We start from the raw sequence: 14,517 nt of genomic DNA, 5'->3' as shown, positions 1-14,517 counted from the left end.
CGAATGGAGTTTCAAGATGGATCCTGTTGCAGCTAAGTACGTCGGCGCCGGTCTCGCCGCCATCGGCATGGGCGCCGCCGCCATCGGCGTGGGCACGATTTTCGGCAACTTCCTGTCCGGCGCGCTGCGCAATCCGTCCGCGGCCGATGGCCAGTTCGGCCGCGCGTTCATCGGCGCCGCCCTCGCCGAAGGTCTCGGCATTTTCGCCTTCCTCGTGGCGATCATTCTGCTCTTCGTGAAGTGATTTAAGTCGCGCGCCGGCGGGTTTTCGCCGACGCGCGTTTCGTCCCGCAAATTTAGGATCGACCCATGGCTCACGACGTTGAAGGGCACAAGGCCGGAACCGAGGTTCCTGGCGGCCCCGCTCACGAAGGCGGCGTTTTCCCGCCCTTCGACCCGAATAATTTCGCGGCGGAGCTCATCTGGCTGACGATCACTTTCGGCGCGATCTACCTGCTGATGTCCAGGATCGCGCTGCCGCGCGTCGCCAAGATCATCGCGACCCGCAAGGACAAGATCGACTCCGACCTCGCCGCCGCCGCCAAGGCGCAGGACGACGCGGCCGCCGCCGCCGCCGCGCATGAAAAGACGCTGGACGCGGCAAAGGCCAAGGCCCAGGCGATGGGCCAGGCCGCCCACGCGGACGTCAAGGCTCAGGCCGACGCCCGCCGCGCCGCCCTCGAAGGCGAGCTAAACGCCAAGCTCGCCGCCGCTGAAGCGCAGATCGCCACGACCAAGACCGCCGCCATGGGCAATGTCGATTCCATCGCCAATGAGACCGCCCAGGCCATCCTGCAACACATCACCGGCAAGCCGGCCGACGTCTCCGCCGTCGCCGCCGCGATCGCCGCGCTCAAGAGCTGAAGGAGCGAAACATGGACGCTGAATTTTTCGTCGCCCTCGGCTTCGTTCTCTTCGTGATGCTGCTCGGCTATCTGGGCGTGCACAGCAAGCTTGGCGCTGCACTTGACGGCCGCATCGACAAGATCAAGAGCGAGCTGGCCGAAGCCGCCCGCCTGCGCGCAGAAGCCCAGACCCTGATGCAGAGCTTCGCCGCCAAGACGGCGGAAGCGGAGGCCCAGGCCGCCAGCATCGTCGCCCAGGCCAAGGCCGAAGCGGAGGCCATGGCCAAGGAAGCCCAGGCGCGCATCGAGGAATATGTCGCCCGCCGCACCCGGCAGGCTCAGGACAAGATCGCTCAGGCCGAAGCCCAGGCGACCGCCGACGTGCGCTCCGCCGCCGCCGACGCCGCCGTCAAGGCCGCCGAGACCGTGCTGAAGTCCAGCGCCAGCGGTCCGGACGGCGCCGCCTTCGTCGATCAGGGCATCGCCAGCGTCAAGGCGCTGATCAACTGATTAGACCGCCAGTTGGGCGAAATGATCAGGCCGGGGCTCACGCCCCGGCCTTTTTCTTGACCTCGCCGAGCCCCCGAAAATCATGCCCGTTTTTGCGCCGGGACAGCGCATGAAATATCAGTCGGGCGCGCCGCCACGCTCTGGCCTTCCCAATTAAATCGTGCTTCTGTGCGATCGCGGCGGAAGCAGGCGCCCTGTATATTTGATCGGCGGCGACCGCCCCGACCGCAAGCAAAAATGAATGTCCGAATGGGTTTGCCATTCGCGACAATTTTTTTTGCCTGCGCGTTCGCTCCCGGCGACGCAGGCGACTTAAGGGGTGAAACATGAAAAAAACAGCGATTTGCCTGGCTCTCGGAATGGCTTTGGCGCCGACCGCCGGCTCAGCCCAGATCATGATCGATACGACCAAGATCACCTGCGGCGATCTGGCCGGGATGGGGCCTGCCGACGCCGACATGGTCGCGGCCTGGTTCAGCGGCTGGTTCAACCAGAAGCTCGGCTATACCCAGGTCGACCTCGACGCCTTCCACCGCAACATCGCCAGCGTAGAGAAATATTGCGCCGCTCATCCGAATGATCAGCTGTTCGGCGTGATCCAGGCGTCCGTCAATCAGATGATGAAGAAGCAGTAAGCCGCATCGAGCCATTCGGAGAAAAACTATGAAGACCAAGCTGATTCTCGCGGCGGCGATGCTCGCCTTGACCGTTCCCGCCAAGGCGCAGGTCATGCTCGACATGAGCCTCATCACCTGCGGCCAGTTCGCCAATCTGCCCGACGCCGACAAGCTGCTGATCTCGTCCTGGATGGGCGGCTATTACAGCTCGACCAAGAACCTGACCACCATCGATTCGCGCTATATGAAGCGCAACCACGAGGTGATCGGCAAATATTGCGCGGAGCACAAGTCCGACAAGCTTCTCGACGTCGTCATGAAGGAAGCCCACTAATCCGGCTTCTGGCGACTTCGGCCGCTGATCTGCTCCTGAGCCTCCTTGGCGATCGCCAAGGAGGCTTTTTCTTGCCCGCGCCCAAGGACGCATTTTTGCGAGGTCAGCCGGTGTTGCGCAGCCCCGCGGCGATGCCGTTGATGGCGATGAGGATGCCAACCCGCGCCTTGTGGTCGATCAGGCCAGCGCGCCAGCGCCGCAGCAGTTCGGCCTGAAGGTAATTGAGCGGCGCGATATAGGCGAAGCGATGCGCGATCGAGCGCGACAGCGCTGGATTGTCGGCCAGCCGCTCGATCTGGCCGGTCGCAATTTCGAGCGCCGCGACCGTGCGCGCCCATTCCGTCTCGATCGCGGCAGAAATCACCTCCGCCGCCCCCCGGTCAGGAACAAGATCAGCATAGCGCCGCGCGATTTCGAGATCGGCCTTGGCCAGCACCATGTCCATATTGGACAGCAGGGCGCGAAAGAACGGCCATTCCTCGGACATGCGCCGCAACAGCGCCTTCCTTGCCTCGCTGTCTTCGCGCAGGAAAACCTCGACTGCCGCGCCGAAGCCGAACCAGCCCGGCAGGGCGACGCGGCTCTGGCCCCAGGAAAATCCCCACGGAATGGCGCGCAAATCCTCGATCCGCCGCGTCGCCTTGCGTGAAGCGGGGCGCGAGCCGATGTTCAGCTCGGCGATTTCCGCGATCGGCGTGGCGGCATAGAAATAATCGACGAAACCCGGCGTCTCATAGACGAGGCCGCGATAGGCGCGGATCGACAGGCGCGACAATTCCTCCGCCGCCGCGAGAAATTCCTCCGGCGGCTTCTGCCCGTCCACCAGCAGGCTGGCTTCGAGATTGGCGGCCATCAAGGTCTCGAGATTGCGCCGCCCGATGTCCGGATTGGCGTATTTGGCGTTGATCACCTCGCCCTGCTCGGTCAGGCGGATCTGGCCGCGCACCGTGCCGGGCGGCTGGGCGAGAATGGCCTGATAGGAGGGGCCGCCGCCGCGCCCAACCGCGCCGCCGCGTCCATGGAACAGGCGCAGACGCAATCCGGACAGCGAATCGAACAAGGCCGCCAGAGCCGTCGAGGCGCGGTAAAGCTCCCAGTTCGAGGTGAGATAGCCGCCATCCTTATTGGAATCTGAATAGCCGAGCATCACATCCTGCACGCCGCTGGAGCGCCGGATCAGATCGGCAATTCCCGGCAAGGCGTAAAAGGCGCGCATGATCGGCTCGGCGGCGCGCAGATCCTCGATGGTCTCGAATAGCGGCGTGACGATCAGCTCCAGCTCCGCCAAATCGCGCTCGGACTCATGCAGCGTTCCGTGCAGCAGGCCGCATTCCTTCTGCAGCACCATGACTTCGAGCAGGTCGCTGACGCTTTCGGTATGGCTGATGATGTAATGGCGAATCACTCCGGCGCCGAATTTCTCGCGCGCAATCCGCGCCGTTTCGAACACGGACAGCTCGCTGAGCAGCCCGTCGGAATAGGTCAGGTTCGGGGCGCGCAGCGGACGCGGGTCCGCGAGCAATTGCAGCAGCAGGGCGATGCGCTCGTCCTCGCGCAGCGCGGAATAGTCCGGCGAGATCCGCACCGCCGCGAGAAGCTCCCTGAGCACCGCTTCGTGCTGGTCCGAACTCTGGCGCAGGTCGGTCGTGGCCATGTGGAAGCCGAACACGTCGATGGCGCGGATCAGCCGCGCCAGCCGGCCGCGCGCCAAAGCGGCGCCGTGATGGGCGATCAGCGACTCGCGCACGATAATGAGGTCGGCGCGCAAGTCCTCCGGCCGCGCATAGGGCGCGCCGGGGGCGACGGCGTGGCGCATCGCCTCGCCGCCGGTCAGGGCGGTCAGCGTTCCGGCGAGGCGGGCGTAAACGCCGATCAGGGCGCAACGGTAGGATTCATCGGCGCGATGCGGGTTATGATCGCCGGACGCCTTGGCCAGCCCATCCAATTCCGCCGAGCAATCGACCAGCGTCCGCGACATCGACAATTCGGCGCCGAGCAGGTGAACCTCGACGAGGTAATGCCGCAGGATCGTCTCGGCATGCGCCTTGACCGTGGCGTCCAGTGTCTGCGCGTCGACATTGGGATTGCCGTCGCGATCGCCGCCGATCCAGTTGCCCATGCGGAAGAAAGGCGCCACGGGACGACCGAGCCTTTGCTCCAGATCGGCGTAAAGCTTCGGGATCTCGCGGATGAAGGTCGAGCGGTAATAGAGCAGCGCGTTGTCGATTTCGTCGCGCACGGTCAGGCTCGACGTGCGCAGGATGCGCGTCTGCCAGAGTTGGACCACCCGGGCGTGCAATTGCGCCTCGTTCTCTCGCCGGTCCGCTTCGGTCCGGCACGTCTCGCGCGCCGTGAGCAGATCGGCGATTCCGCGCTCGGCGTCGAGCGTGCTGCGGCGCTGCACCTCGGTCGGATGCGCGGTCAGCACCGGCGAGACATAGGAATGGCGCAGCATGTCCTCGATCTTTTCCGGGGCGACGCCCACGGCCGAAAGCCGCTCGAAGCAATGGCCGAGGCCGCCGGGTTGGGTCTGCGGCTCGTGGGCGGCGCGGCGGCGCAGGAAGTGGCGGTCCTCGGCGATATTGGCGAGATGGGAAAAATAGGCGAAAGCGCGAATAACGGAGACGGTTTCCGCCGGCGTCAGGGACTGCAGCAGGGCGTCGAGCTCGCGCCCGGCGGCCGGATCGGCCTTGCGCTGGCCGGCGACCGAGAGCCGGCGGATCTTTTCGATCTGCTCGAAGACCGCCTCGCCCTCCTGCTCGCGCACCGCATCGCCGAGGATCTGGCCGAGCAGGCGAATGTCTTCAAAAAGCGGCCGCTGCTTGTCCGTCTCGTCCTGCGTCGCCGTTGCTTCCGTCATCATATTCTCCGCTGTTCGGCCGGCGCGTCACCAGATCGGCGAGGGCGCGGCCTGCTGCAAATATTCGGCGATGCGCGCCCGCGTCGAAGCCGTAGCTTCGGCGGGGAGCGCGTCGAGGGGGAAAAAGCCGCTTTCGGCGATTTCCCAATCGGGCGCGCGGGGTTTGACCTGGCGCGCGCCGCGCACGAGATAAAGCGCGACGTGATCGCGCCGCGAATGGCGGGGATTATGGTAGAGTCCGATCAGGCGGGGCGTTTCCTGCGAGACGAGGCCGCCCTCCTCCTCCATTTCCCGACGCAGCGACGCCACCGCCGTCTCCCCGCGCTCAACGCCGCCGCCGGGCAAATGAAATCCCGGGATATAAGTGTGGCGCACGAGGAAAACCCTGCCCTTCTCATCGAGCGCGATCACGCGCACGCCGAGCGTCATCGGACGCAGCAACAGGCCGACAACCCGCTGCCCCTGCCGGATGAATTTTTGCCATAACGTCATTTCCGACATGAAAGCTCCGCGACTGGATTCAGTCTTGAAATCAAATTATAGCTTTGATGCGCTTGCGAAATGGAAAACGGGCGGCAAGCGAAACGCCTGTCGCGCAAGGCTCCCGACGCCGTCGCTCTCTCGGAGAAGATCATGAGTTTGAAGAGCTTTTCCGAACTGACCCAACGCGAAATCCTCGCCATCGCCATTGCTTCCGAAGAAGAAGACAACCGAATCTATTCTACTTTCGCAGAAGAGCTGGCGGATCGCTATCCCGCAACCGCGAAAGTGTTTCATGAAATGGCGGCTGAGGAAGACGGCCATCGCCGCCAGCTGCTGGAGATCTATCAGGCCCGCTTTGGCTCCAATCTCCCGGCCATTCGCCGCGAAGACGTCAAGGGCTTCTACAGCCGCCGCCCGACCTGGCTGGTCAAGAACCTGCCGCTGGAGACGATCCGCAACCAGGCCGAGGCGATGGAGGTGGATTCGCAGCGTTTTTACATCCAGGCCGCCGCCGCATCGCAGGACGTAGGCGTGCGCAAATTGCTCGGCGATCTCGCCGCGGTCGAGAAAACCCACGGCGAGAAGGCGAACGCGCTTTCGGAAGCGATTCTGACCGAAAGCGCCCGCGCGGAGGAAGGCCGGACCGCGCATAAATTCTTCGTGCTGCAATATGTCCAGCCTGGCCTCGCCGGCCTGATGGACGGCTCGGTCTCGACGCTCGCGCCGCTGTTCGCCGCCGCCTTCGCGACGCAGAACAACTGGAGCACTTTCCTGGTTGGCCTCGCCGCCTCGCTTGGCGCCGGCATCAGCATGGCCATCGCCGAGGCCTTGTCGGACGACGGCTCGATCACCGGACGCGGTGCGCCCTTCATTCGCGGCGCGGTCTGCGGGCTGATGACCACCGCGGGCGGCCTCGGCCACAGCCTGCCGTTTCTGGTGCCGGATTCCTGGCCCCACGCTTTCTGGACTGCGACAAGCATCGCCGGAATCGTGGTTTTCATAGAGCTGTGGGCCATCGCCTATATCAGGGCGCGCTATATGGACACGCCTTTCCTCAAGGCCGTGGCCCAGATCGTCGTCGGCGGCGCTGTCGTGCTCGCCGTCGGCATTCTCATCGGCGGCGCCTGAGGGCCCGCCGCATGTTCCGTCTCGCCCATCTTTCCGACGCCCACATCGGCCCGCTGCCCAATCCCCGATGGCGCGAGCTGTTGGGCAAGCGCGCGACCGGCTACATCAACTGGCGGCGCGGCCGCTATCGCGCCCACGACATGGAGGCGCTGGGCGCGCTCGTCGCCGATCTGCGCGCCCATCGTCCCGACCATGTCGCGATCACGGGCGACGTCTGCAACATCGGCTTGCCGGCGGAATTTCAGCTCGCCGCGCAATGGCTGCACACCATCGGCGCGCCAGCGGACGTCAGCCTCGCGCCCGGCAATCACGACGCCTACTTACGTTCCAGCCTGCCCTATATGACGCGCGACCTGAGTCCGTGGATGCGCGGCGACGATGGCGCGAACGGCTTTCCTTTCCTGCGCCGGCGCGACGGGGTTGCGATTATCGGCCTGTGCAGCGGCGTCCCGACGCTGCCCTTTGTCGCCTCGGGGAAGCTCGGCCGCGCGCAATTGACGCGGCTGGCCGAACTCCTCCGCGAGACACGTGACGTGGCTCGAGTCGTTCTGCTGCATCACCCGCCGGTCGACGGCGGCGGCCGCATCCGCAATCTGGCGGATCATCGCGCTTTGGCCGAGGTGCTGGCGCGCGAGGGAGCGGATCTGGTGCTGCACGGGCACAGCCATATGATTTCACGAAAAAGCCTGCCCGGGCCGGACGGACCGATTCCGGTGCTCGGCATTTGCTCCGCGTCTTCGATCGGCCGCAATCCGCGCCGCCGCTCTGCCTATTTTCTGATCGACTTCGATCTGGAAAAGCAACGCATTGCGGTCACAACGCGTCAACTCGACGCCGCCGGGCAATTCCATTCGATCCCGGCCTGAAGGCCCAGAGGTTCAGCTTACCACAAGACCCTGGGGAGTCGGCGTTTCCAGCGCTCGCCGCGCGGCAGGCTGCTTGCGGCTTCCGTGCGACCGGACTGCGCAACGCGGGCGTTCGGCTCTGGCGCCGAAACGGGCGCCGCGACCACTGGCGGGACAAGCTCGATCGCGGGGCGGCTTTTTATCGCCGGGGATTTCTTGCGCGGCGCCGGGACAGCGCGGACCTTCGGCGCTGCGGCGGGTTCCGCGCCCTCCGCAACGATCACGACTTTCGGGGGACGGCCACGCCGGCGCGGCTTTGTCTCGGTCTCGCCAGCAACCTCCGGCGACGCTTCAGCGCTGGCGTCCGAACCCGGCTCGTCGACCGCGCCCGACTCCGATGCAGGCACTATGGCCTCGAGAATACGGCGGGGCGGCGCGGGTTCGGCGCGGGGCGGCACGGACTGCGGCGGCGCCGGCTGGTTTTTCCGCGCCTCTTCCGCTAGATCGGATTCGCTCCATTGCCGTCCGGCGCCCAAAAATCTGGCGAAGCCGCCTTTGCGGACTTTTTTGACTTCGACAGTAAAAGGCTTCTGCGGACGGCGCACCCGTCTATCTCCATACATAGGAAAATACGAATCAAATGAGTTCAATCAGTTTAAAGCAAATTATTTCTGTTTGATAGCGGTGTTGCTCGACCAAATTCTTGCCGATGCCGAAAAAATCCAAAAAAAAAACCTTTACCAACGCAGGGGCGTCGCATTCCGGCCTTCATGGCGCCGTCGACTTGACAGCTTACGACTTGCTTAGCTTTCTTCTGACCGCAAGGGATGGCGCCATGAAAAAGGTAGTTCTTTACCAAAAGTCTGGTTCTAAAAAGGATCGCGAGCAGAAAGACATGCTCGCCGCAGCCGGATATGAAGTCGAGACGCGTGACTTGACTGCGGAAAACTGGACTTCGGCCGGACTTCGCGCGTTTTTTGCGGAAAAGCCGGTGTCCGAATGGTTCGACCCCAAGGCGCCGCAGGTGCTGTCAGGCGAGATCGACCCATTGAGCGCCAATCCCCAGCAGGCGCTGGTGATGCTCTCGGTCGACCCGAGCCTCATCAATGGCCCGCTGATCAAATGCAACGGGCGCTGCGCTTCGGGACTTGACACAAAGGAACTGCGTTATTTCCTCGACGTTCACGCCCGCGGCGGCAAGCCCGCCATCGTCAAGCACCTGCCCTCGACCTGGAGCCAGACAATGAACGCCTGAACCCAAGATCGCGCCAGCCCGAAACCCTTTCGTCGAGTCTCAGGACTCGACGAAAGCCTTTTCGATGACATAGGAAGCCGGATCGCCGCCGGAGCCTTCGCGGAAGCCGCGCTCTTCGAGCATGCGGACCAGATCGCGCAGCAGGCCGGGGCTGCCGCAGATCATGACGCGGTCTTCGGCCGGATCGAGCGGGGGCTGGCCAATGTCGGCGAACAGCTTGCCGTTTTCGATCAGATCGGTCGCGCGGCCCTGATATTGATAGGGCTCGCGGGTCACGGTCGGATAATGGATGAGCTTTTCCCGCACGATCTCGCCGAAGAACTCGTTGTCGCGGGCCGCCTCGACGATATCGAGGCCATATTTCAGCTCGGCGACCTCGCGGCAGCCATGGATCAGGATCAGATGGTCATAGAGGTCATAGACCTCCGGGTCCTTGATGATGCTGGAGAAGGGCGCGATGCCGGTGCCGGTCGAGAACATGTAGAGGCGCTTGCCGGGCAGCAGGCTCGGCTGGACCAGCGTGCCGGTCGGCTTGCGGCCGACCAGAACCGTGTCGCCGACCTCGAGATGCTGGAGGCGCGAGGTCAGCGGGCCGTCCGGCACCTTGATCGAGAAGAACTCGAGATCGTCCTCGTAATTGGCGCTGGCCATGGAATAGGCGCGCAGCAGCGGCTTGCCCTCGACTTCGAGGCCGATCATGGCGAACTGGCCGTTGACGAAGCGGAAATGCGGATCGCGCGTGGTGCGGAAGCGGAAAAGGCGGTCGGTATAGTGCTGAACTTCAAGCACGGTTTCGCGGTTGAAGGCGCCGCCCTTTTTCTTGGCCGGGGCTTCCGCGGGCGGAGCCATCACGGTGTCATTCTCGGCGGCATTGCTCATCTTGACCAATCTCCGTGCAAGTCCAGCGCCGAAAACACGCCCTTGAGGCAGGAAACGCCATTGGGGCAGGAAAGAGGCGCTGGCCCTCGATTTCAAACCGATCCGCGGGAGCGACCGCGCTCCGCCGGGATCCATTCGCGCCGGGGGCTCAAATCGCGAGGCGAAACCGCCATCAAGCCGAGCGTCGACGCGCGTCCGGCCCGGCAAGAAAGGCGCCAAGCCAGCCCATAAGGCCCGTTTCCTATAACGGCCCGGCCGGATTGGCAATGTCGATTCTCGACCCCTTGTCAAATAAGGCGAATCTGCTCCGGGGAGCGTCCCGCGTGGAAAACTATTCCCCTCTCGCGGTCCCTCCCGCCGGATCAACACTACATACCGGGCGCCGCTCAACTGCGCAGGCCGGGCGCCTCCTGGCCGGTGCGCGCCACATATTCCGTATAGCCGCCGCCATATTGGTGAATGCCCTCGTCCGTCAGCTCCAGCACGCGATTGGACAGGGCGGCGAGGAAATGGCGGTCATGCGAGACGAACAGCATGGCGCCCTCATATTGCGACAGCGCCGCGATAAGCATTTCCTTGGTCAGAAGGTCCAGATGGTTGGTCGGCTCGTCGAGCACAAGGAAATTCGGCGGGTCATAAAGCATTTTCGCCATCACCAGACGAGCCTTTTCGCCGCCCGACAGCACCCGGCATCTCTTTTCCACATCATCGCCGGAAAAGCCGAAACAGCCGGCCAAGGAGCGCAAGGACCCCTGCCCCGCCTGCGGGAAGGAATTCTCCAGCGACTCGAACACCGTCTCCTCGCCGTCCAGCAGATCCATCGCATGCTGCGCGAAATACGCCATTTTCACGGTGCCGCCGACCGTGACCGAGCCGCCGTCCGGCCGCGCGGCGCCCGCCACCAGCTTGAGCAGGGTCGATTTGCCCGCGCCATTGACGCCCATCACGCACCAGCGCTCCTTGCGGCGCACCTGAAAATCCAGCCCGGAATAAATGCTGCGGGCGCCATAGGACTTGTCCACGCCCTTCAGGCTGACGACGTCCTCGCCGGAGCGCGGCGCGGGCGGAAACTCGAACAGGATCGTCTGGCGGCGGCGCGGCGGCTCCACCTTGTCGATCTTCTCCAGCTTCTTCACCCGGCTCTGCACCTGCGAGGCGTGCGAGGCGCGGGCCTTGAAGCGCTCGATGAATTTGATCTCCTTGGCGAGCATGGCCTGCTGGCGTTCGAACTGGGCCTGCTGCTGCTTCTCGTTCAGCGCGCGCTGCTGCTCGTAGAATTCATAATCGCCAGAGAAGGTCGCCAGCCCGCCGCCGTCGATCTCGACGATCTTTTTCACGATGCGGTTCATGAACTCGCGGTCATGCGAGGTCATCAGCACGGCGCCGTCGTAATTCTTGAGGAATTCCTCCAGCCAGATCAGGCTTTCGAGGTCCAGATGGTTGCTCGGCTCGTCGAGCAGCATGGCGTCGGGACGCATCAGGAGGATTCGCGCCAGCGCCACGCGCATCTTCCAGCCGCCGGACAGCTTGCCGACGTCGCCGTCCATCATTTCCTGCGTAAAGCTCAGGCCGGCCAGAATTTCACGCGCGCGGCCTTCCAGCGCATAGCCGTCCAGTTCCTCGAAGCGCCCCTGGACCTCGCCATAGCGCTCGATGATCTCGTCCATGTCGTCGGCGCGATCGGGATCGGCCATGGCGGCTTCGAGCGCGCTCAATTCGGCGGCGACCTCGCTCACGGGACCGGCGCCGTCCATCACCTCGGCGACCGCGCTGCGCCCGGCCATTTCGCCGACATCCTGATTGAAATAGCCGATGGTCACGCCGCGATCGACATTGACCTGCCCCTCGTCAGGGTCTTCCTGACCTGTGATCAGCCGGAACAGCGTCGTCTTGCCGGCGCCGTTGGGGCCGACGAGCCCGACCTTCTCGCCTTTCAGGAGCGCCGCGGAGGCCTCGATGAAGATGAGATGGTTGCCATTCTGCTTGCTGATGTTCTCGAGACGAATCATGCCGGGAAGCCTGTAAAAGTTTCGGCGTCCTTAGGCCATGTCGCCCGCCGGCGGAAGTGAATTTCGATCCTCTATGATTCCGATGAAATTCAGGATCCCGCCCGCCTGACCGAGCGGCATTATCCCGATCCCGCCCGCGAACTCGATCACTGGGTGCGCCGCTCCTCCATCAAGGACGCCCGACGGAGACCGGCGCCCTGCTGATGACCTTGACCTATGCGATCAAGGAAGGCCTGTCCTATGAGCGCCGCACCGCGAAGGGCGCGCGAAGCCCGCTGCAGACGCTTGCCTCGGGACGCGGCGCCTGCCGCGATTTCGGGGTCCTGATGATGGAGGCGGCCGGTTCGAGGTCTATCTCGACGGGCGCTGGCACACGATGGACGCGCGCCACAACCAGCCGCGCATTGGCCACATCGTCATGGGGCGCGGCCGCGACGCGGCGGACGTGCCGATCTCGACGGCCTTCGGCGTCGCCAAGCTCGTGCGCTTCGACGTGGTGACCGACGAATTGCCGCAACCGCGCACGTCCTGACCGCCATCGAAGCCGGACGAGGCCTGACCGGCCTTGCCTTCCGCGCGGATCAAGCCCAGCTCAGGACAAAGGCGCCCGCGGCGAGCCCGATGATCAAGACCGCGATGACCCAATGCCTTGCGGTCCAGTTGTGCATGATCATAGACGGACCCTCCCATTGAAAGCACGGCGCAAACAAAGTTTCGCTGATGCTGAGAGCCTTTTTCATAGCGTCGAAACGCAAGCTTGGCGAGGGCTCCCGCCCCGGGCGATTCCGGATGAGCCGCGCGTGACCGGACCGCGCTGCGTGAACGTCCGGATTTTCAATAATATCAGGTGTCTAGATGGTGCTGCGAGAGAGGATTGAACTCTCGACCTCTCCCTTACCAAGGGAGTGCTCTACCACTGAGCTACCGCAGCTGACGCCCCCGGAACCGACGAGACCGTCTGGTGGGGCGCGCGGTTTCTGCCACAGCGTTGCGGACATGGCAAGCGGCAGTTTCGGCGCGCAATCGCAAATTGTCGCAATTCGGTCGAGAAAGCTTGTTCGCAGCGTCATTCGCGCTTAGAACCGGCCCGCATGCAAGGGACGTTCATGGATCAGGAAGAAAAGCCCGCGCCGGTTGACGGTCCCGCCGAGGCGCGGCCCGCTCTTTCGCCCGCGAAACTGGCCGAGAAGCGGCGGCTCGCCGACGCCTTGCGCGCGAATTTACGACGGCGCAAGGCGCAGGTGCGCGGACGCCGGGCCGAAACGAGCGAGGATTCCGGGCCTCAGGAGGCCTAGCGCCGTCCGCCGCCGCGCCGCCGCCGCAATCTCCGGCCATAGGCGTGGACGCGGAAGACGCGCGATTCGCGCTGGACAAACATTGCGCGGCCTTATCGCCGCGCCAGAGCGAGGTGTAATGGATCGCATTCGCATTGTCGGCGGCAAGACGCTGAACGGAATCATCCCGATTTCGGGAGCCAAGAACGCGGCGCTGCCGCTGATGATCGCCTCGCTGCTGACGGATCGCACGGTCACGCTGGAGAACCTGCCGCGACTCGCGGACGTCAGCCTGCTCGTCCGCATCCTTTCCAATCACGGCGTGGATTATTCCATCGACGGCCGCAGGCAGGGCGAGGACCCGGATTCCGGCCAGACCGTTCATATGACCGCGCGAGAGATCGTCGACACCACCGCGCCCTATGATCTCGTGTCGCGCATGCGCGCGAGCTTCTGGGTGGTGGCGCCGCTGCTGGCGCGATGCGGCGAGGCGCGGGTGTCCCTGCCCGGCGGCTGCGCCATCGGCACGCGCCCGGTCGATCTGCTGCTCATGGCGCTGGAGCGTCTCGGCGCCTCGATCGAGATCGACGCCGGCTATGTCGTCGCCAAGGCGCCCAAGGGCCTGCGCGGCGGGGAGATCGACTTCCCGAAAGTCACGGTCGGCGGCACCCATGTCGCGCTGATGGCCGCCGCGCTGGCCCACGGAACGACCGTGATCCACAATGCCGCGCGCGAGCCGGAAGTCGGCGATCTCGCCGATCTGCTGACGAAAATGGGCGCGAAAATCCGGGGCGCGGGGACCTCGACCATCGAGATCGACGGCGTGGCGCGCCTCAATGGCGCCAAGCATCGTGTGCTGCCGGACCGCATCGAGACCGGCACCTACGCCATGGCGGCGGCGATGACCGGCGGCGACGTCTTCCTTCAAGGCGCGCAACCCGAACATCTCCAGGCCGCGCTCGACGCGCTTGAACTGGCCGGCGCCCATGTCGAGTCCAGCCCCGAAGGCATACGCGTCTGGCGCAATGGCAATGGAATCCGCCCGGTCGACGTCGAAACCGCCCCCTTCCCCGGCTTCCCGACCGATCTTCAGGCGCAGTTCATGGCGCTGATGACCCGCGCGGAAGGCGCGTCGCGCATCACCGAGAAGATTTTCGAAAATCGCTTCATGCATGTGCAGGAGCTGGCGCGCTTCGGCGCCCATATCCGGCTCGAAGGCGACAGCGCGATCATTGACGGCGTGCCACTGCTCAAAGGCGCGCCCGTGATGGCGACGGACCTGCGCGCCTCGGTGTCGCTGGTGATCGCGGCTCTGGTCGCCGAGGGCGAGAGCATGATCCAGCGCGTCTATCATCTGGATCGCGGCTTCGAGGCGCTGGAGCGCAAGCTGAGCCGCTGCGGCGCGGACATCACCCGCATTTCCGTGGGCGGCTGACGCCGCCCGATCCTTATGCTCCTGACCGGCTCTCATCAATGAG

General features: G+C 64.5%; 15 protein-coding genes, 1 tRNA gene and 1 pseudogene. 11 read left to right on the top strand and 6 right to left on the bottom strand.

Annotated elements, in window-relative coordinates:
- The first annotated feature begins 16 nt into the window (after positions 1–16).
- The 5 genes from QM467_RS14200 (at position 17) to QM467_RS14180 (ending at position 2,306) form a co-directional block, all read left to right on the top strand.
- Entirely contained in the window at positions 17–244 is a 228-nt protein-coding gene (locus QM467_RS14200; protein ID WP_283366989.1) for a F0F1 ATP synthase subunit C, read from the top strand.
- Between the two features lie 65 nt (positions 245–309).
- Positions 310–864 (top strand): F0F1 ATP synthase subunit B family protein, encoded by a 555-nt coding sequence (locus tag QM467_RS14195; protein ID WP_283366988.1) that lies wholly within the window; start codon positions 310–312, stop codon positions 862–864.
- Between the two features lie 11 nt (positions 865–875).
- Positions 876–1,355, top strand: coding sequence for a F0F1 ATP synthase subunit B family protein (locus QM467_RS14190; protein ID WP_283366987.1), 480 nt, complete (start codon positions 876–878; stop codon positions 1,353–1,355).
- A 326-nt stretch (positions 1,356–1,681) separates the two neighbouring features.
- On the top strand, positions 1,682–1,990 hold the full coding sequence (locus QM467_RS14185; RefSeq protein WP_283366986.1) for an HdeA/HdeB family chaperone: 309 nt from the start codon (positions 1,682–1,684) through the stop codon (positions 1,988–1,990).
- A 28-nt stretch (positions 1,991–2,018) separates the two neighbouring features.
- Positions 2,019–2,306 carry an HdeA/HdeB family chaperone gene (locus QM467_RS14180; protein ID WP_283366985.1) on the top strand — a complete coding sequence of 96 codons (288 nt, stop codon included), beginning with the start codon at positions 2,019–2,021 and terminating at the stop codon, positions 2,304–2,306.
- A 103-nt stretch (positions 2,307–2,409) separates the two neighbouring features.
- On the opposite strand, the gene ppc is transcribed toward QM467_RS14180, so the two are convergent.
- Positions 2,410–5,169 carry a phosphoenolpyruvate carboxylase gene (gene ppc / locus QM467_RS14175; RefSeq protein ID WP_446737781.1) on the bottom strand — a complete coding sequence of 920 codons (2,760 nt, stop codon included), beginning with the start codon at positions 5,167–5,169 and terminating at the stop codon, positions 2,410–2,412.
- Between the two features lie 24 nt (positions 5,170–5,193).
- Positions 5,194–5,667, bottom strand: coding sequence for an NUDIX domain-containing protein (locus QM467_RS14170; RefSeq protein ID WP_283366983.1), 474 nt, complete (start codon positions 5,665–5,667; stop codon positions 5,194–5,196).
- A 138-nt stretch (positions 5,668–5,805) separates the two neighbouring features.
- Here QM467_RS14170 and mbfA point away from each other — a divergent pair, with 138 nt between their 5' ends.
- Together mbfA and QM467_RS14160 are read left to right on the top strand one after the other, a co-directional pair.
- Positions 5,806–6,777: an iron exporter MbfA gene (gene mbfA / locus QM467_RS14165; RefSeq protein ID WP_283367025.1), complete on the top strand. Its 972-nt coding sequence runs from the start codon at positions 5,806–5,808 to the stop codon at positions 6,775–6,777.
- A gap of 11 nt (positions 6,778–6,788) precedes the next feature.
- Positions 6,789–7,643 (top strand): metallophosphoesterase family protein, encoded by an 855-nt coding sequence (locus tag QM467_RS14160; RefSeq protein WP_283366982.1) that lies wholly within the window; start codon positions 6,789–6,791, stop codon positions 7,641–7,643.
- 17 nt (positions 7,644–7,660) lie between these two features.
- Here QM467_RS14160 and QM467_RS14155 read toward each other — a convergent pair whose 3' ends face one another.
- Positions 7,661–8,227, bottom strand: coding sequence for a hypothetical protein (locus QM467_RS14155; RefSeq protein WP_283366981.1), 567 nt, complete (start codon positions 8,225–8,227; stop codon positions 7,661–7,663).
- Between the two features lie 98 nt (positions 8,228–8,325).
- Between QM467_RS14155 and QM467_RS14150 the strand changes: the two genes are divergently transcribed.
- On the top strand, positions 8,326–8,877 hold the full coding sequence (locus tag QM467_RS14150) for a hypothetical protein (protein WP_283366980.1): 552 nt from the start codon (positions 8,326–8,328) through the stop codon (positions 8,875–8,877).
- Positions 8,878–8,916: 39 nt separating this feature from the next.
- Here the strand turns inward: QM467_RS14150 and QM467_RS14145 are convergent, their stop codons facing one another.
- Positions 8,917–9,726, bottom strand: coding sequence for a ferredoxin--NADP reductase (locus tag QM467_RS14145; RefSeq protein WP_283367024.1), 810 nt, complete (start codon positions 9,724–9,726; stop codon positions 8,917–8,919).
- Between the two features lie 416 nt (positions 9,727–10,142).
- Positions 10,143–11,765 (bottom strand): ribosomal protection-like ABC-F family protein, encoded by a 1,623-nt coding sequence (gene abc-f / locus QM467_RS14140; protein ID WP_283366979.1) that lies wholly within the window; start codon positions 11,763–11,765, stop codon positions 10,143–10,145.
- 337 nt (positions 11,766–12,102) lie between these two features.
- Here abc-f and QM467_RS14135 point away from each other — a divergent pair.
- Positions 12,103–12,297, top strand: a pseudogene (locus QM467_RS14135) (transglutaminase family protein); the annotation flags it as partial.
- A gap of 324 nt (positions 12,298–12,621) precedes the next feature.
- Here QM467_RS14135 and QM467_RS14130 read toward each other — a convergent pair.
- Positions 12,622–12,696 (bottom strand) — tRNA-Thr (locus tag QM467_RS14130).
- A 175-nt stretch (positions 12,697–12,871) separates the two neighbouring features.
- Here QM467_RS14130 and QM467_RS14125 point away from each other — a divergent pair.
- Together QM467_RS14125 and murA are read left to right on the top strand one after the other, a co-directional pair.
- The gene (locus QM467_RS14125) at positions 12,872–13,060 is read left to right on the top strand and encodes a hypothetical protein (RefSeq protein WP_283366978.1); all 189 of its coding nucleotides are present in this window, start codon (positions 12,872–12,874) and stop codon (positions 13,058–13,060) included.
- A gap of 118 nt (positions 13,061–13,178) precedes the next feature.
- Positions 13,179–14,474 carry a UDP-N-acetylglucosamine 1-carboxyvinyltransferase gene (gene murA / locus QM467_RS14120; protein WP_283366977.1) on the top strand — a complete coding sequence of 432 codons (1,296 nt, stop codon included), beginning with the start codon at positions 13,179–13,181 and terminating at the stop codon, positions 14,472–14,474.
- Positions 14,475–14,517 lie beyond the last annotated feature (43 nt).

The sequence above is a fragment of the Rhodoblastus sp. 17X3 genome (assembly GCF_030056575.1).
Classification (GTDB): Bacteria; Pseudomonadota; Alphaproteobacteria; order Rhizobiales; family Beijerinckiaceae; genus Rhodoblastus.
Note: the sequence above shows the minus strand (reverse complement) of the source record. Positions and strands in the feature narration are given on the sequence as shown.